Here is a 17,191-nt window from a genome sequence, read left to right as displayed (position 1 = left end):
CGCTTCACCACGACATTCAGCCAGCACCCTCCACGAGAGCGCTGGCTGTGTTCATTTCACCGAGCCCGGCGGCCCGCGCGCCGCTTGGCTGCGGCGACCTACTTCCCGAAGTCCAGCCGCCCCTGCAATGGAGACAGTCGAGGCGGCATGGGTATTCGCACTTCAGCCTCTGCCGGTGGCGAGCGCCCCTCCTCTGACGAGGATCCACCTCCCCCACTCACCAACACGGCCTGCCTCGTCGCGGTCTTCCTCACCCCCTCCAAGACCCTCCGCACCGTCTCCGGATCCGTGATCACGGAGATCATGTGCCGACGCCCACGGCAGCGTGGGCAGCGGAGAACGTCTTCTGAAAAGGAGTTGTAGTCATACTGCTGCCGATGTCCTGCTTCTCACGATTGATGCCTTCAGTGCGTTCTTCGCCTCGCTTCGAGCTTCGGTCAGGCGCTCGACATCGCCTGCATCGTACATCCAAGTCCCCTTGTCATCCGCGACGATCCCGGTGAGCTGACCGCTCCGGTGAAGGTCCTGCGCGGTGCTGACCGAGACGCCCAGTCGCGCAGCCGCCTGGGCGCGCGACAGCATGCCTTGATCGACAAGTCGAACCCGATACGGCTTCAGTCCATAGGCCTGGATGAGATGTTGGACGCTCTCACTCGTGAATTCATCACCGGCCCCGGTGCGTACTCCGCGTGCTCTCAGCTCCGCGACGACTCCCAGTCGCGTATGGCTTCCCAGGAGCTCGTCGACAAGACGGACGACCTCGGCGGGCGTCCGCCGAAGTTCGAACGCACACAGGGGCACGGGGAGCCGGAAAGACCGCTCCGCGCCGCCCTTCAGTCGCACCTGAACGAGGATGTCTTCGCCCCGAACCAGCGTGACGTCGTCCACCAAGAGCCGCACCAGACGCTTCTTCGTCTGATGCGCCGTGGAGGGATCGGCCCAGAGTGCCGCAAAGCCATCGGGAAGTCCCAGCAGCTCAGCGCGCTGCTCCGTCTCGATCCTGCGAGGGCTCTTCGATGCCCCCTGCTTGCGATCCTCCTGCGCGACCCGAAGCGCACGGAGCTTCTCGTTCCAGTCCGCTTCCAGTGAGTCGGCTACGAGCCGATTCGACGGGTCAACCTGGAGGTAGCGTGACCGCGACAGGTTCGCCTCATACTCCGCGCGCTGCACTCGCAGCTTGAGCTGACGGTCGTCGTCGCCTGCCCGCTCTCGGACCTGCTCTTGCACAGCAAGGCACAGCTCGATCGCCTCGGGAGTGAGCTCTCCCAGAAGAAGCTGACCCATCGCTTCATCGATCGCCTTCCCGTGCATGCGCTGACAGACCTCGGACGCTCCTTGGCTGTGCGCGGAACGACACTCGTAGATCGGCACCTTCCCTTCCTTCCTGCCGTCGTAGTGAACCCACATTCTTTGCCCGCACTTGCCACAGAGGAGGATGCCCTGCAGCAGAGCCGGCCCCTCCCGCGGCGTCAGCGTGCGACGGTCCACGCCGTAGGCGAGGCCGTTCTTTCGAATCGTCTCCTGGTTCCGCAGGTACTCGTCCCAGGTGATGTAGCCCGGGTGCGAGCCCGGCAGAGTCACGAGCCACTCCGACCGCGGAAGGACCACTCGCCTCTTCGTTCCAGTCGGCCCTGGCCGTTCGCCGTACCGACCATAGACGTACGCGCCCGAGTAGATCGGGTTGTGCAAGATCTGGAGCGTGCGAATCGCGGTCAGCGGATTCCAGACGAGCTCCACCAGCCCTCCACGTCGATTCAATCGTGCGGGGAAGTCGAGGCGCGCTCTCTGGAACTCCTTCGCGGTGGCAGCTGCGGACCCGAGTCGAGCGAACGTGTCGAACAGATGCTGGACGCGTTCGCGGATCTCTCCATCCGGATCGAAGACCACTTTGCTCGACCCATCGCGCACGTAGCCAATGGGCAGCTTCTGGCAGAGTTCCCCCCGTTTCGCCTTGTTCAAGATCCCGCCGCGGAGTCGCGCCCTGAGCACGTGCAGTTCCGCTTCACTCATGGTCCCTTTCAGCCCGAGCAGAAGACGATCGTTGAAGCAGGACGGGTCGTACACGCCATCCTCGTCCAGGATGAGCGTGCTCGAAAGCGCGCAGATCTCCAGCAGTCGATGCCAGTCGCTGGAGTTTCGGGCGAGACGGGACACTTCGAGCCCGAGCACGATCCCGGCGTGACCTAGCCCGACTTCCTTGACAAGCTCCTGGAACCCTTGACGATCGGCCGTTCCAGCGGCCGACTGCCCGAGATCGCAGTCGATGGTGATGACCTGCTCTTGACGCCAGCCGTGCGCGACCGCTCTGTCCGCGAGATTGTATTGTCGCTGGGTGCTCTCGCCATTCTCGACCACCTGGCGGAGCGTGGACTGACGGACGTAGAGGTAGGCGTTGCGGCTGAGATGGTGAGCGGTGACGCGTGTGGATGCGTTCGTCATGACGGGACCCTCCGAATCTGTGAATCGATGACCAGAGTTGCCAACAAGTTCAGCAACTCCACTTGCTCATATCGCGCGCCGACGAGGCGCGGGCGCGGCGCTTCTGCGCGCGCAGTCTCCGGGCTCGCCACCGAAGCAGCGGCCGCGAGTTCCGGGCGCATGAAAGCGATCCAGGCCGCCGATCCGCGAACCTGCAGAATGCGCCGAGAGCGCAGGACCGTCATGCGGCTGACTTCGATCGCTCGCACCGACGAGTCCTCGCCGCCCGGCATATTCGCCGGTTCCGAAGCCTCCATCAGGACGGAACGACGAATCTCCTCGTACGCATGCGCGAGGCCCACCTCGATCTCACTTCCCTCCGCCTTCGGGCCGTCAGGACCGCCCGTCGAGTACAGAACGGGGATCAGCGGGGCTTTTTTCGCAAGCCCTCGTGGGCCACGGCTCGCTCGATCGTTCGTACGTGAAGCCGCAGGCCAAGCCGCGCCTGCACCTCGTCGGCCAGTTTCGCACCGGTGAGGTGCTTGTCCTCCGCCAGCAACTCGCGCAGGAGCGCAAGGACGGGAGCCGTCACCTTGCGAGCACCTTTCGGGCCGCGCTTCTTGGGCAGCAGCCCGGCCATGCCCGCACGCTCGAACTCGGCCAGGGTTGAGTAGAACGCGGGTCGCGAAAGCCCGAAGTCCGCGGCCGCCTTGACAACGCTGTCCCCGTCGACGTGGACCCGCCTGAGCATCTCGTACTTCACTTGAAGCATGTCGCGCGGGTCGAAGAAGTCGAGCTGTGCAAAGAGCCGGTCGCTCACCGCCTCCGGGTGAGGATTGAGGATGGACCAGCGGCCCAGGTCGCCAGCTTTGGGATCGTCGGGGGGTGGGGTTGGCATGGTGGTCTGGGCACTTGAACTGGAGGACTGACTTAAGTTCTATGCCGCGCCTGGTGGCGACTTCAAGGACGCCCTCCGCTGAAAATGAGCACTTTCGTGGAATTAAAACCACAATCGTCTCGCTGCCATTCTGGCGCGAGCCATCTGCAAGCGGCATATTTTGCCTTACAGTTGCGGCAGGGTTTGACTTACACATCTTCCGCCTCCTTGCCGACCCTCGAGCCTCCAGGCTCTGGCGCGGCCTGCCGCTGAGCAGCCACGAGCGCGACTGCATGGAGCAGCTCCTCGACGCGGAACGGCGCCCGCCCCACGCTCGCCCGGGCGAACGGATCCACCTCGGCGAGGCTGGTCCAGGCCACTACAAGGCTGAAAACGACCCCGGCGCCGTCACAGCAGTCGACCCGGCTTTCGCCAGCGGTTCGCCGAACGGCGATGACCCGCAGCTCCTCACCGGAGCGCGGGTGGAAGGGATGAGTGACCGTCAATCGCTCCGTTGAATCGGGGACATCGACAGTAGTTGGTTGCGTGATCCAACACCCTCTTGAGCAGATCAGCCCAACGAATATATCGCTGGGCCTTCGGCGCTTCCGTCGACCCCTCCGAGGCATCTGGAGCAGGGCGCTCGGGCTGAACCCGGCGGAGCCAAGGGCGGACGATCCCAGGATCCTGAGCGACGACCGCACGAACTCCCTGATCCTGACCGCGACCGCGGAGAGGCTCGCGGACATCAAGGACCTCATCGCGGCGCTCGATGCGAAGTGACCTGTCCATCTGGATGACCTGAAATCCCGAGGCAGTGGTAAGCTTGAGGTTATGAATTCCCTTATATTTGCCATGTCGGCCCTCGCAGCCGCACCCCAATCCGCGGACCTCACGGAGGTCCTTCTTCTCGCAGGGGACACGCTCATGACATCGAGCGGCCCCCTGGAAGTCCTCTCCCTCGGCGGCCCGATCGCCGGGTTGGATGGAGGCTGGCTGACTACCGTTTCCCTGGACGACCCCCGGGGTACATCCGCGCCATCGTGGGGCAGCCGCCCGGTGGCCTCGCAGGGCCCGTCGTCGTCTTCCGGGAGAGCGGGCTCATCAACGGATAGGAACTCCAAGCGGTGTGTCGACACGCCAGTCGCCGTAGCCTGGGGCCCGATTCACCGCTACACCCATCCTCACCGGCCACTCGGGAGCGCCCGAGCGGCCATCGGCCTCTTCGGTCAGCGGAACTCCCCCGATTTCCCCCTCTCCGAACGGCACCACCGGTTCGCGTCACCACGACCTGCAGCCAGCACCCTTCCCAAGGCGCTGGCTGTTGTTGTTTCATCGAGCACGATCGCCCGCGCGCCGCTCTTTCGCAGCGCCCTACTTCCCGAAGTCCAGCCGCCCCTGCCGAGGCGGCATCGGTATTCGGACCTCGGGCTCTGCCGGTGGGGAACGGCTCGGCCCTGGCGATGACGGGTCTCCCCCACCGGGCGAATCGGATGATCTCCTCGCTGCCGCTCTCACCCCCTCCAGCACCTTCCGCGCTGTCTCCGGATCTGTGATCACGGAGATCATGTGCCGACGCCCGCGGCAGCGCGGGCGCTTGAGAACATCTTCCGAAAACACCCGCTTCAGAAGATCTGCCCAGCGGATGTACCTCTGGTCCTTCGACGGCTCCCCCGCACTCTTCGAGCCGTCTTCATCGGCGACGTCCACATCCTTCGGCTCCTTCCGAACCACGGGACGCGGCACCACTTGATCACGCAATGATGAGGCCGGGGCCAGCACTCCCTGATACGTCAGCTGATGCTCGCGCGGATGCGGCGCGAGCGCCGCCAGTCGAGCCATGAACTGGTACGGCGTCATGACGAAGCCTTTGGTCCCATCACGCCAGGCCTTGCGTAGCAGCCATGAGACCATCCCATCAGGACGCACCTCGAAGCGCTCGAGGCTGATGGCGGGCCTCGTCACATAGCGGCAGAGCTTCTCCAGTTGCGCCCGCTGACCCTTCCGGATCAGCGCACGCAACGAGAACCCGTCAGCATTCACCACCAGTGGAGGCGGCACGTACTGACCCCCCCAACCCGACGACTGGAACGCAAGGCCGAGATCAGGGTCGATGAGGCGCTTCAGCGGCTGCCCAGCACCAGGACCGAAAGGCACCAGTGACTTCACCGAGGCAGCCTTCAGGGCCGGAAAGTACGCATCATCACGCGCGACGCCAAAGTCGAGAAGCGGCTGCTCATCAGCGCTCGCGTCCGCGTACTCCCAAGGGGGGTCGTCGCCTTTGCGTAGTGGCAGACCGAGTGCGATCGGGTCGAGGGAGTAGCGCTTCAGCACCCGACGGATGCGTTCGATCGCGTCGCCGTGCACACGCTCGACCTCCGCCGACGTCAGAGGGTCCGCGGGCAGAAAGACGGGAGACTCGAAAGCGCTGCGCGTGACGTACACACCGTCCAGGTAGAGGGAGTGGAAGTGAACATTCAATCCCAACGAAGATTCAAAACGCTGCGTCGAATTCACGGCGCCAACGTCGAGCCGGACCGGGGATTCAGGAATGGAAGGTGCGGCTTCCTCTGGGTCAACCTCTGCGTCGCCTTGCACTTGTTGCTGCTGACGATCCAGGGTCACTTGTCCGCGGCGTTTGTAGGAGGCAGAGACCGCGCGAATGTGTGCCCGCGTGACCTCTCGGCAGAGCTCCGCGTTCATCGCCATCGCCAGGCGTAGCGGCCTGGGGACCGTGAGTACCCACTGGCGCACATCAACATCGGGGAAGACCCTGTCGACGAGGTGCGCGGCCGTCTGCGCCATCTGGCGCCCGCCGCAGGAGGAACAGAACGTTCGACCCTTACAGGAAAACGGCACCACCGTGTCCGTTGCGCAGGAGGGGCAACGAAGGCGGCTGAAGCCGAACGCTGGATCGCCGCATTCGAGTAGAGCCTCGAATTCCTGGATGACGTACTGCGGCAGGGAACGACCGCCGTGCTCGTCCTCGAACTCCGCGAGGAAACCGGGAAGGTGGGCCCGGACGAAATTCTGGAGCGGCGAGCAGCCCCCCGTGCCCCTGAAGATGTCCGGTGGATCGTCCATTCCAGAGGAACGGACCGGTCGAGCTCGAAGCGGGTTGCGCGCAAGGCGCCATGGCCACGCTACGCCTCCGAGACGTTGCTCGAGCCGCTGGAATCGCTCCGGATAGATCCGACCCGGGATCTACGACGGCTCGAACGGGGAGTCGTTCCCCATCGAGATCGGCACGTACCGACGCGTCTTCGGGTCGAACGGCGCGATCATCGACGGAGGAGGAGCGACCGACGAATAGGACTTCCAAGCGGGGTGTCGACACGGTGCCTTCCGAACCGCTGGGCGCGATGGTTCGCCGCAAGCTCGGTACGAGCCGTGATGCCCTGACGCTTCAGCCATCGGCTCTCCTCAACGGGGTCTAGCTGCGGCTGATCGACCAGCAGATGGCGGGGCTGGCTGAAGCGCGAGCTGCGGGACGCCTGACGGCCTCCTACGAGACGGGCGATCAGCCCTGCGAGCGCGCCGCACAGGTGCGCCGCCGCCACCACTCGGGTCTCGCCCATTGGATCCCCCCACCAGGCCAGGTGCTCGCCGAGAACCAGCTCCAGGTGAAGCTTGCCGGCGAAGACCACCGACCCGATGGCAGCGAGTCGAGCCTGGCGTGGACCGCCCATCACCATGAGATCGACCAGCAGGTACGCGAGCAGTCCGGAGGCGATCCCGGACGCTCCCTCGAGGAACTCAATCTCGGGGGCGAGCCACAGCGTTCCGAGCCCCGCCGCCAGCGCGCTCCCGAAGAGCAGCCGCATCACATGGCCGGACCTCCGCTCGACGATCCAGGCGAGCGCCGTCACGCAGGCAACGTCGACCGCGAAGAGACGCGGCGTTCCGTGAAGGAGCTGCCCCGTCACGATGCGCCAGACCTCGAACTCCTCAACGATGGACGCTCGCTCGAAGCGCAGCGCCGCATGCAGAGGTCCTTGGGCATCTCCGGCGCTGGCGACGGTCATCATCACGGCCAAGGCCATGGTCCAGAGAGGTGGCCGCTTCATGCTTCCCTGCGACAGGCCAGACCGACGATCGCGAGCAGCAGGAGATGAACCCAACCAAGGCCGGCCACGCCGTGGTTGCCGGGCCTGACCTTCACCTGGACGGCCGGGCTTCCAGGACCGCGGGCGGTGCCCGCGCGGACATTCTCCGCCATCCGCTCCAGGCCCTGGTCGAGGTTCGTGATCAGGTCCTTCGCCGCCACTTCGAAACCTGAAGTGGCGGCGATCCGGACGGCACGCTGGGTTTCGAACGGCGTCGAGCGCGCCGTCTCTGCGCTGGTGCCGGTCGCCGTGACGAGCAGCGTCCTCGATCGGATGTCGAACACCGAGGTGTCAAGCAGCGTCCGCGTCTCGGTCTCGTCCGCCTCCACGGTGAGCGCGCCGACCAGCGTGAGGTACGTCCAGGCGTTCGCGTTCTCACGACCGAACTGGATCTGGTCGTAGGAGACGAGCGCCAGGAGATCGAGTCCGTAGAGCGCCCCCAGCCGGTCGACTTCCTCGAAGCCGCCTTGCTCCCGAAGCTGGTGCGAGGGAAGAACCTCGATGGATGCGATCTCGGGGCGACCTTCGAAGGCGGCGGCCACTTGCTCGAGGAGGCTCCGTCGCAGCGTTTCATCGAACTGCAGCGGGTCTTGACGGAACCTGCCCGTCAGACCGCCGCTCTCGCTGTAGAAGGCGCCGCGCTCGCCATGAATGGGCACGAAGGCGATGCCAACTCGCGCGGGCAAGGAGAGCGTCAGCTCAGCCACGGGCTCGTGTCGGACGAACTCGCCTGCCGTCGACGGCGGATAGAGATAGTCGACGACGCTGGAGGACTGGCGGGTCTGCGACGTGTGAATGCAGGCGAGCGTGGTCGCCAGAAGCGCGACGGCGCCAAGGAGTCGAAGGACTGTCATGGGAAGCTCTAAGGGGAAGCTGGACGGGTGTTTCGTACCCCTTGAGCTTCGACCAGAACCTGCCCCACGTCAGGTCAAACCCGCTGCACGCGTCGATTCACACCGTGAATCATCGGGCCTACTTCTTGGGTAGCGCCACGGCGGCTCCGTACTCATCGTCCGCTGCGCCGCGCAGGACGCCGGCCGGGTCGACGAGGATGGAGTTCGCGTCGCCCTGGCCCCGGCTCGAGCGCACGTCGTGGCCCATCGCGCGAAGGGCCTCGGCGAGCTTCTCGTTCTCATCGTCCGCCCCCATCAATCGCAAGCGATCCGGAAACCACTCGTGGTCCATGCGGGCGGCGTCGACGGCCTCGCGAATCCCCATCTCGAACTCCAGCACGTTCAGGGTCACGCAGAGCACCGTGTTGATGATCGTGCGACCGCCGGGGCTTCCCGTCACGAGGACGACCTTGCCGTCCTTCGTGACGATCGTCGGCGTCATGGAGCTGAGCATCCGCTTCTCCGGCGCGATCAGGTTCGCGGCCGTACCAATGCGGCCGTTGTCGTTGGTCACGCCCGGCTCCGGATTGAAGTCCCCCATCTCGTTGTTGAGGAGGAAGCCAGCGCCCGTGACGACGACGCCTGATCCGTAGCCGGCCTCCAGCGTGTAGGTGTTCGAAACCGCCATGCCGCTGGCGTCCATCACCGAGAGGTGGGTCGTTTCCTTGCTCTCCTTGGCGAGCGTCAGCGGCGGACCGATCTCCGCGCTGGGCGTGGCCTTCTCGGGATCGATGGACTTCGCGAGGTCGCGCGCATGCTCGGCGCTCCAAAGCTTCGGATCGATCTCCACGAAGTCGGCATCGCCGAGGTGCGCCGCGCGCTCCGCGTAGGCGCGCCGCATCGCCTCGATGATCAGGTGGTTGGCCGCGGGTGACCAGCGCCCGTGTTTGCGAAGCTCGAAGGGCTCCAGCATCTGCATCGCCTGGGCCAGCGTGATCCCGCCGGAGCTGGGCGGCGGCGCGCTGAGGACGTCGTGGCCGCGGTACCGAAACTGAATCGGCGTGCGCACGCGGGCCCGGTAGCGCGCGAGGTCCTCGAGCGTCACGTATCCGCCCCCGCGCTCCATCTCGGCGCTCAGAAGCTCGGCCGTCTTGCCCGCGTAGAAGCCGTTGGTTCGATCGTCACGGATCCGCGCCAGCGTCTCGCCGAGGTCCGTGAGCACGAGCCTCTGACCCGCCTCCCAGGCCTCGCCGTCGGCGCGACCGTAAACCCGCTTGAACTCGTCGTTGTGGGACACCAGCAGCGTGAGATTCAGCGACCTCGCGAGGTTGGCGTGGATCACGAATCCATCGCGCGCGAGCTTCACCGCCGGCTCGACCAGCTCCGCCCACTCCATGGTGCCGTAGATCTCGTGGGCCAGCGAGAGCCCGCGGACCGTGCCCGGCACGCCGACGAACCGATGGGACTTGCGGCTCCCTCCGTCCACGTACATGTCCACGGTGGAAGAGAGCGGCGCCTTCTCGCGGTAGTCGATGAAGACCGGCGGGCTGCCGTCGCTCGGATGCACGAGCATGAACCCACCGCCGCCCACGTTGCCCGCGCTCGGATGCGTGACGGCGAGTGCGAACGCCGTGGCGATGGTCGCGTCGACGGCGTTGCCACCGCGCGCCAGGATGTCGGCACCGACCTCGGAAGCGTCGGGTGAAATCGTGACGACCATTCCCTCCGAGCTGGTGGCGTCGCGCCGGCCCTGGGCGGTCGAGGTCGGGGCGGCGACGAGGACCGCCGCGCCGAGGATGCAGAGTAGCCGTAGGTGAAGCATCCGCCCAGGATAGGGCAGGCCCGCCGCGGCCACGGAACGCAGACCCCGAAAGGAGTCGTGGTTACCAGAGACTCACCGCAGCGGCGGCGTCCACAGGACCATGGGTCTAGCGAGTGCCCGGCGCTCTTCCACGTCCCGACTGAGCGCCCACCCGACGTAGGTGAGCGCTTCTCCGCCGTCACGGCGGGCGAGATCGGCGGCACGCTCGGGGTCGAGCGTGGCCGCCAGGGACCAGAGAGATCGAGTGTTCTGGAGGGAGAGGCCCGACTCACACCCGGACGTCCGCAGAGCGGACCTGGCCAGCACCTCGGCGAGCTCTGGACAGACGTCGAGCACGGTCCAGCCCAGAAGGGCTTCGGCCTGCTGGAGCGCCTCGCTCATGCGGCCGCGCCTGCTCTTCTCGTTCCTCTGGTTACCGAGCGGAAGCGGGTACCGCAGGACGCGATCGGTCCACTCGTGGGCCGATTCGGGATCGACTTCCATGGCGGCACGGAGCAGGGAGCCGCCTATCGGTAGGTGGTGCTCGACCAGGTAGCCGCGCGCTTCCTGGCGGAGTTCGATCTGGTCCAAGGCGCGGTCGATCATGCCTCGTGCCCGCAGCTTCTGCGCGGCCTTCTCTTGCGCGGTTTCTGCTGAAGCGGCGGCTCGCGCGAGCCCGAGCGCCGCCATCCCGAGCGCGTGGCCGGTTCGATCATGGGCGGTCGCGATTCGCTCGGCACGCTCGGGGTCGACCGGAGCCATGGCGTAGGCGATCGCTGGTGCCCAGCGCCCGCCCAGGACGCTGGAGCTCTCACCGCCGACCCCGTGAGCCGCCTTGGCGAGCAGGCTCTCCGCAAGGGCTGGCTCCGAGTGAGCGATCCGCTGCGCCAACGCGCCGAGCGCGACGACCGTCTTTCTTCCGTCATCCAGGGAGCGAATCGCCTCCAGGCCGCGATCTCGGTCAAAGCAACAGAGCGCCTCGGCATAGATCGCCTGGGCGTTCGTGATCTTGGCCGTCGGGTCCATTTCCGCCCTGGCGTGCGCGAAGATCTGCTGGCCTTCTTCCTCGAACCCGAGATCGTACGCGAGCAGCGCGACCCGGCTCAGCTGGCCCACCCGGCCAAGAGGCGACGACATCTCGCGCGCCACCTCGGCCTGATGCTGGATCTCCCTTCGCTGTTCGGCCTCGGGTCGCGAGCGCAGATCCAAAGGGCCGCGCACGTTCCAGACGGACGGAGGCTGCTCGAGGGCCGCGCACGCCGCCCGCAAGGCGTCATCCTCTGGAGCAGAGTGCTTACGAAGGGTCGCTCGCAGGTACTCGTCGAAGGAGACCCCTTCCTTGAGGCGCGGATCGTGGTAGATCATCTCCGAGCAGTTGAAGTAGACAGGAAAGTCCTCCCGCGACGCACCGTCCAGCAACCCGGCGTTCAGCCGACGGAATGCGGCGTGCAAGTCCGCTCCAGCGAGTGCTTCGAGTTGCCGCCGCAGCTTCAGCGGATCTCCATCCTCGATCGCCGCATCCAACGCTGATTCGAGAAGGTCCGCCGCGCGCCCACGATCGACACCGTGGAGCTTCGAGTCGCCACTCCGTGCCGGCAGTTCGAACGTCACGCGGACCTCGATGGGCCCCTGCTCGTCCGGCTTCGACGAGTCGAGGAACGTCCACGTGGTTCGGTCATCCTCCGTCCGCACGAGCAGGATCTCCGCTTCGGCGCAGACGCCTTCGAACGTGAATACGCCGCCCGCATCGGTCATCGTCGACGCCGCCGTCGAACGAAGCGCCACCGTCGCTCTCGCCAGGGCGTTTCCTTCGCCGTCCACCAACCGCGCCGTCACCGAACGGCGCGCCACGCCCTCGAGTCGAATACCGTCGAGGAGCTCCTCGGCGCTCAGCCATCCGCTCACCTGCGCTGCCGCCGGACCGTCCGGCCACGCCAGATAGAAGCGCCCGTCGTGATCGATGGGCACCTCGAGTTCGAAGTGGCCCTCGGCGTCCGTCATCGCGGCGGATCCCACCAGTGAAACCCGATCCCACCTCGTCCCGTCGATCCAATCATGCTTCGCCTGAAACAGCTGGAGCTGGACCCCGGCGAGCGGTTCTCCCGCCGCGGCGGTAAGGCTTCCGTGGGCCCCGCCGACCTCCTGGATGGGAGCGGGGCGCGGAAGCGATAGGCTGGCGAAGCAGAGGAAAGTAACGAGCATGTCAGTGGAAGGCAGCGGTTGCTTTTGCGGGCCTGGATCGCCCGCACGGACTCGCTAGAAGGTCCAACGCGCGGGGTTACTTCCCCCGCGCGGATCCATCCGAACTCCCCGGGTATGAGCGCGACATCAAGCCGAACCGCGTTCACGCCGGAGATTGGTTGCGGAAATCGAGGTCACACGTTGAGGTCTCGCGCGAATCGCGACTCCGTCGCGCCGGCCGGGATGGCGATTCGTCCCCGGCGGCCCCAGCCCTCTCCAGACCCAAGACATGCGCCTCAGCCTTCTTTCCCTCACTTTCGCCAGCCTCGCGGCCACCGTCCTCGCCCCCGCCGCCCTCGCCCAGCTCGGCGGCCCCCCCAAGAGCCCCCACGCCACCGTCACCCAGCAGATCGGCCTGGGCGAGGTGGTCCTCGACTACAGCCGCCCGAGCGTGCGCGGCCGCGAGATCTTCGGCGGCCTCGAGCCCTGGGGCGCCGTCTGGCGCGCCGGCGCCAACGCTTCCAGCAAGATCACCCTCGACCAGGACGCGACCTTCGGTGGTGAATCCGTCGAGGCCGGCACATACGCCATCTACGTGATCCCGATGGAGAACGCCGACTGGACGTTCATCCTCAGCAACCAGACGGACCTCTGGGGCGCTGACGGCTACGACCCGGCCGAGGACGCGGTGCGTCTTTCGATCAAGCCGACGAAGCTCGCCGCGACCCACGAGACGCTGACGATCGACTTCCAGGGCTTCCACGCGAACGGCGCCGAGCTCTTCATCGCCTGGGCCGACATGCACCTGAGCGTGCCCGTCATGGTCGACACCGATACGAAGATGATGCAGCGCATCGACGAGAAGGTCCGCAACGCGACCGGGGACGTCAGCGCGCGCACCTACTTCGACGCGGCGATGTACATGATCGACAAGAAAGAAGGCCTCGAGGAAGCCTCCTCGTGGATGGACAAGGCCAACGAGATGCAGCCCGGCACGTTCTGGATGATGTACCAGCAGGCGGACCTCGCGCTGACCATGGGCAACACGGACAAGGCCAAGCGCGTCGGCATGGCGGCCCTCGAAGCGGCCAAGGCCGCGAAGGCCACAGAGGGCGGCGACTTCGGCTACACGGAGCGCCTCGAGGCGTTCCTCGCCAAGCTGAAGTAGTCGAAGACCGCCGAGGAGTACCACTCCACGAGTGACCCGATGAATCGCCGACCGCGGCGCCCCGGAAGCGGGGCGCCGCGGCCTGCTTTTAGGTGGCTTGGCCGGCGACTCGGCCGGGCCGTCAAGCGACAATGCACCCGTGAAGGAAGTGTCGACGGAACGGCGAGCCGGAGAGGCAGAGCCCGGCTCCCCCCCGGAGGAACAGCCCGAAGTCGGCCGTCTGTTCGCCTTCACGTTCCTGACGGCCGCGTCCTACGTCGTCATGCGATCGGTGGCGGTGAGCCTCTTCCTTTCACGCATCGGCCCCGCCGCGCTCCCAGCTCTCCTCGCCATCGCGGCGCTCTCCGTCATCGTGGTCGCCTGGATCTCGAGGGGCGTGACGCAGCGCCTCTCCGGCCGCAAGGTGGCCATCGCGTCCTGGTGCATGCTGGCCGCGCTCACGCTCGGGCTGCTCTTCCTCGTTCAGGGCCGCTACCACCACTCGCTGCCGGTCCTCGGAGGACTTTACCTGCTCGTCGAGATTCGCGGCTGCCTGAACACGATCCACTCCGTGACGCTGATGAACGAGGCGTTCGCCGAAGGACGCTCGAAGAGGCCGTACGCGCTCGTGTCCGCGGGAGCGCCGACGGCTGGCATCCTGATCGGCGCCACCATCGGATTCGAGGGACACCTACTTCCGCTGTCGAGCTGGCTCCTCATCGCCGCGCTCCTGGATGTGGGCGTGATCGTGCTCCTGGCCATGCGGCCGACGCTTCGCGCCGGCTCGGTGCGTGACCCAGGCGCCGATCAGCCAGCGGCCACGGCCAGTGCGGCATCGGCCGCGTCGCGGACCGCGCGGACCTTCAGTCCGGATCGAGCGCGCCGGTTTCGCCTCAGGATGTCGCTCCTGGTCGCGGGCCAGGTGCTCGTACTGACCCTGCTCGGCTACCAGTGGAAGCTGGTCGTCGCCAACTACTTCCATGCGGACGAGGTGGCGATGGCCGAGTACATCGCGCTCTTCTACGCCGCGACGGATGCCCTTATCGTTCTGATCCAGTTCTTCCTCGCCGGACGGCTGCTCGATCGTTACGGCGTGAGGCCCCAGCTCATCCTACTACCCGCCGTCCTGCTGCTGATCGGACTCGCCACCCTCGGCGCCTCCACACCCCTCGGCTGGCTCGTGCTCCTGACTATGGGGCGCGGAGCGCTCGTCCTGCGACGCGGCCTCCATGACCCGGCGCTGGCATCGACCTACCGCGTCCTCGGCAGGCGCAACGCCCGTGACACGGTGATGCTCACGAACGGCGTGATCAAGCCCGGGACGGAAGCCGTCACCTCGATCGTGATCTTCCTGGGTGCAGCGACCTTGAGCGGCCTGACGCTCACCTGGCTCTGGCTCGCCCTGACGATTCCCTGGATCCTGATCGCCCTGCGGTTCACGCAGTCGCTACGGCGCCCGAAACACGGATTCAAGGCGTCCATGTAGACTGGAACGATGCAAGTCCCAGCCCTTCGCAGCGTCTCCCTGGCGGTGGTTCTCCTCTCCAGCCTCTCCGCCGTTACGTCGGCCACGACCTGGGCCCAGGACTTCGGCAACCTGGGTGGGAACGCCGCGCGCAACGGTCGCTCCGGCGCCATCGGCCCCATCGCTCCCGACCTCGCCTGGCGCGACACCGCCAATCCATCGGTCATCACCTGGATGCCGTACATCGCGGACGGCCAGGTCTTCGTCGTGCGCGAGACCGGTTTCCCCGCCGCCGGCGGATCGGCGAACGACGAGATCCTTTGCTACGACCTCGCGACCGGCACCGTGAACTGGCGGACGTCGCTGCCCTACGGTGGCGATCCCGCCACGGAGTTCATCGCCTGGATCGGCGGCGTGAACTCCGGGCGCGTCTACGCAGCGCGCACGCAGAACGGCAAGCCCGGGCCGATCCGCGCGCTGGATGCCGCGACCGGCGCGCCGCTCTGGACCTCCGCCGCGATCACCGAGGCCTTCGCCTACGACGGCGTCGTCTTCACGGCCGACGGCGACCTCGTCGTCGGCGACGCGGACCGCGTCGTTCGTATCGACGGCGCGACGGGCGCAACCGAGTGGGAGACGCCTCGCTTCTGCCCGGTCTCCGGCAACTGCGGCGTGGCGATCTGGAATGAAGCCATCTACTTCGACCAGCCCGCTCCCGGCGGCAACTCGGTCGGCAAGCTGGACCTCGCCACCGGCGCCGTGCTGTACGAAAGCCCGGTCCTGCCAGGATTCACGGCCCAGAACAGCCCGTTCGTCGCGCCCGACGGAACCGTCTACTTCGCGAGGTCCCAGAACAACCCGGCGACGGACTTCCTCTACGCGTTCGACGACACGGGGACCGCGCTCGTTCAGCGCTGGTCCGTGCCGATCCGCTGGACCACCGGGCACGAGCACGGCGTCGCCGCCGACGGCAGCGTCTACACCCTCAACCCGTCCGATGAGTTCGTTCGTCTCGACCCGGCGACCGGTTCGGAGACGGCCAACGCTGGCGTGCTCGCGCCGCTCGGCAATCCGTCGCCCCAGACGGCGGTCGACGCCGCCGGCACCGTCTACGTCTCCAACGGTTTCGCGAGCAACCCGCTGGGCGACGGCAGGCTCTGGGCTTTCAGCGCCGATCTCCAGACCCTGCACTTCACCCTGAACTTCCAGCGCCAGAACCAGGGCGGACCCGCCCTCGGCGGTGACGGCTACCTCGTGGTGGCCGACCTTGGCCGAGTCCGTGCCTTCCGTTCGCCGGACCAGGGCACCGAATACTGCGGCCCAGCGGTCGCGAACTCCACGGGTCAACCTGCGCAGATGACGACGCGCGGCAACGCCGTAACCTCGGGCAACGACCTCGTGCTTCGCTGCGATCGGATGCCGAGGTTCTCGTTCGGCTACTTCCTGCTTTCGCAGACCCAGGGTTTCGCGCCGGGCGCCGGCGGCAGCCTCGGCAACCTCTGCCTCGCGGGCAGCATCGGCCGCTTCAACTCGAGCGCGGCCTCCAGCGGAACGCTCGGCTCGATCGAACTCCGCACCGACCTCGGCGCGGTGCCCCAGCCCCTCGGTTTCGTAGCCGTTCTCGCGGGTCAAACCTGGAACTTCCAGTGCTGGTACCGCGATACCGTTGGCGGGTCCGTGGTCTCCAACTTCAGCGATGCGCGCTCGATCACGTTCCAGTGAAACGCACGGCGTTCGGAACGCGCCACATCGGCTAGTGCCCTGAATCATGCACGAACTGATCCTCAACGAGCGTCACTACGAGCGCGTCATGGACGACGTGGTGCCGCGGGCCGAGCGCTTCCTCTGGATCGCCACCGCGGACATCAAGGACGTGCACGTCGAGGGCGCGCGCGGCAAGTACGTGCCGTTCCTCTCCGTGCTCTCCGATCTCGTGAAGGACGGCGTCGAGGTGCGGCTGATCCACGCCAAGGAGCCCGGCCCCGCGTTCCGCGAGGACTTCGATCGCTTTCCCGCGCTGATCCAGAGCGACCGGTTCGAGCGCATCCTCTGCCCGCGGATGCACATGAAGGTCATCATCGTGGACGGCCGCATGGCGTACATCGGGTCGGCGAACCTGACGGGCGCGGGCATCGGGGCCAAGTCGCCGAAGCGGCGGAACTTCGAGGCGGGGATCCTGACCGACGACCTGGCGACCATCGAGGCGCTGATGGAGGAGCTGGATCGGCTGTACCTGGGAGAGCACTGCGGCGACTGCGGGCGGCGAGAGCACTGTCCCGATCCGATCGTCTGAGGTCCGCGGAGCCGGGCCGAAGAAGCGTGTCTTCGTCCGGAACCCCGCGGGGCGCGACGGGTTCAGGGTG

13 protein-coding genes are annotated in these 17,191 nt (G+C 66.7%); 5 read left to right on the top strand and 8 right to left on the bottom strand.

Going from position 1 to position 17,191, the window contains the following annotated elements:
* Window positions 1-363: 363 nt before the first annotated feature.
* From Poly30_RS00980 to Poly30_RS00970, 3 genes are all read right to left on the bottom strand, one after another.
* A complete protein-coding gene (locus tag Poly30_RS00980) occupies window positions 364-2,439 on the bottom strand; it encodes a recombinase family protein (RefSeq protein WP_145194155.1) in 2,076 nt (691 codons plus the stop codon).
* A 403-nt stretch (window positions 2,440-2,842) separates the two neighbouring features.
* Window positions 2,843-3,316 (bottom strand): helix-turn-helix domain-containing protein, encoded by a 474-nt coding sequence (locus Poly30_RS00975; protein ID WP_145194154.1) that lies wholly within the window; start codon window positions 3,314-3,316, stop codon window positions 2,843-2,845.
* 188 nt (window positions 3,317-3,504) lie between these two features.
* Entirely contained in the window at window positions 3,505-3,801 is a 297-nt protein-coding gene (locus Poly30_RS00970; RefSeq protein WP_145194153.1) for a DUF5372 family protein, read from the bottom strand.
* 40 nt (window positions 3,802-3,841) lie between these two features.
* On the opposite strand from Poly30_RS00970, the gene Poly30_RS00965 reads away from it, so the two are divergent.
* Complete coding sequence (locus Poly30_RS00965; protein WP_419190798.1) at window positions 3,842-4,078, top strand: secretin N-terminal domain-containing protein; 237 nt, start codon at window positions 3,842-3,844, stop codon at window positions 4,076-4,078.
* A 591-nt stretch (window positions 4,079-4,669) separates the two neighbouring features.
* On the opposite strand, the gene Poly30_RS00960 is transcribed toward Poly30_RS00965, so the two are convergent.
* The 5 genes from Poly30_RS00960 to Poly30_RS00940 form a co-directional block, all read right to left on the bottom strand.
* Entirely contained in the window at window positions 4,670-6,379 is a 1,710-nt protein-coding gene (locus Poly30_RS00960; protein WP_145194151.1) for a transposase zinc-binding domain-containing protein, read from the bottom strand.
* A 197-nt stretch (window positions 6,380-6,576) separates the two neighbouring features.
* A complete protein-coding gene (locus Poly30_RS00955) occupies window positions 6,577-7,362 on the bottom strand; it encodes a rhomboid family intramembrane serine protease (RefSeq protein WP_145194150.1) in 786 nt (261 codons plus the stop codon).
* Window positions 7,359-8,255: a rhombotarget lipoprotein gene (gene rhlP, locus Poly30_RS00950; protein ID WP_145194149.1), complete on the bottom strand. Its 897-nt coding sequence runs from the start codon at window positions 8,253-8,255 to the stop codon at window positions 7,359-7,361. The genes Poly30_RS00955 and rhlP overlap by 4 nt, the downstream gene beginning before the upstream one ends.
* Window positions 8,256-8,373: 118 nt before the next feature.
* Entirely contained in the window at window positions 8,374-10,056 is a 1,683-nt protein-coding gene (gene ggt / locus Poly30_RS00945) for a gamma-glutamyltransferase (RefSeq protein WP_145194148.1), read from the bottom strand.
* Window positions 10,057-10,128: 72 nt separating this feature from the next.
* A complete protein-coding gene (locus Poly30_RS00940) occupies window positions 10,129-12,237 on the bottom strand; it encodes an Ig-like domain-containing protein (RefSeq protein WP_145194147.1) in 2,109 nt (702 codons plus the stop codon).
* Between the two features lie 268 nt (window positions 12,238-12,505).
* Here Poly30_RS00940 and Poly30_RS00935 point away from each other — a divergent pair, with 268 nt between their 5' ends.
* From Poly30_RS00935 to Poly30_RS00920, 4 genes are all read left to right on the top strand, one after another.
* A complete protein-coding gene (locus Poly30_RS00935; protein WP_145194146.1) occupies window positions 12,506-13,384 on the top strand; it encodes a DUF2911 domain-containing protein in 879 nt (292 codons plus the stop codon).
* 139 nt (window positions 13,385-13,523) lie between these two features.
* Complete coding sequence (locus Poly30_RS00930; protein WP_145194145.1) at window positions 13,524-14,849, top strand: hypothetical protein; 1,326 nt, start codon at window positions 13,524-13,526, stop codon at window positions 14,847-14,849.
* A gap of 9 nt (window positions 14,850-14,858) precedes the next feature.
* A complete protein-coding gene (locus Poly30_RS00925; RefSeq protein ID WP_145194144.1) occupies window positions 14,859-16,550 on the top strand; it encodes an outer membrane protein assembly factor BamB family protein in 1,692 nt (563 codons plus the stop codon).
* 46 nt (window positions 16,551-16,596) lie between these two features.
* On the top strand, window positions 16,597-17,121 hold the full coding sequence (locus Poly30_RS00920) for a phospholipase D-like domain-containing protein (protein ID WP_145194143.1): 525 nt from the start codon (window positions 16,597-16,599) through the stop codon (window positions 17,119-17,121).
* Window positions 17,122-17,191: the final 70 nt, after the last annotated feature.

The organism is Saltatorellus ferox (assembly GCA_007751475.1).
Lineage (GTDB): Bacteria > Planctomycetota > UBA1135 > UBA1135.
This window is presented reverse-complemented; position numbering and strand designations above follow the sequence as displayed.

Coding starts and splice junctions, on each gene's coding strand:
- Poly30_RS00960 (WP_145194151.1), bottom strand. CDS start 6,379: ATGGACGATCCACCGGACATCTTCAGGGGCACGGGGGGCTGCTCGCCG.
- Poly30_RS00975 (WP_145194154.1), bottom strand. CDS start 3,316: ATGCCAACCCCACCCCCCGACGATCCCAAAGCTGGCGACCTGGGCCGC.
- Poly30_RS00980 (WP_145194155.1), bottom strand. CDS start 2,439: ATGACGAACGCATCCACACGCGTCACCGCTCACCATCTCAGCCGCAAC.
- Poly30_RS00935 (WP_145194146.1), top strand. CDS start 12,506: ATGCGCCTCAGCCTTCTTTCCCTCACTTTCGCCAGCCTCGCGGCCACC.
- rhlP (WP_145194149.1), bottom strand. CDS start 8,255: ATGACAGTCCTTCGACTCCTTGGCGCCGTCGCGCTTCTGGCGACCACG.
- ggt (WP_145194148.1), bottom strand. CDS start 10,056: ATGCTTCACCTACGGCTACTCTGCATCCTCGGCGCGGCGGTCCTCGTC.
- Poly30_RS00955 (WP_145194150.1), bottom strand. CDS start 7,362: ATGAAGCGGCCACCTCTCTGGACCATGGCCTTGGCCGTGATGATGACC.
- Poly30_RS00920 (WP_145194143.1), top strand. CDS start 16,597: ATGCACGAACTGATCCTCAACGAGCGTCACTACGAGCGCGTCATGGAC.
- Poly30_RS00925 (WP_145194144.1), top strand. CDS start 14,859: ATGCAAGTCCCAGCCCTTCGCAGCGTCTCCCTGGCGGTGGTTCTCCTC.
- Poly30_RS00940 (WP_145194147.1), bottom strand. CDS start 12,237: ATGCTCGTTACTTTCCTCTGCTTCGCCAGCCTATCGCTTCCGCGCCCC.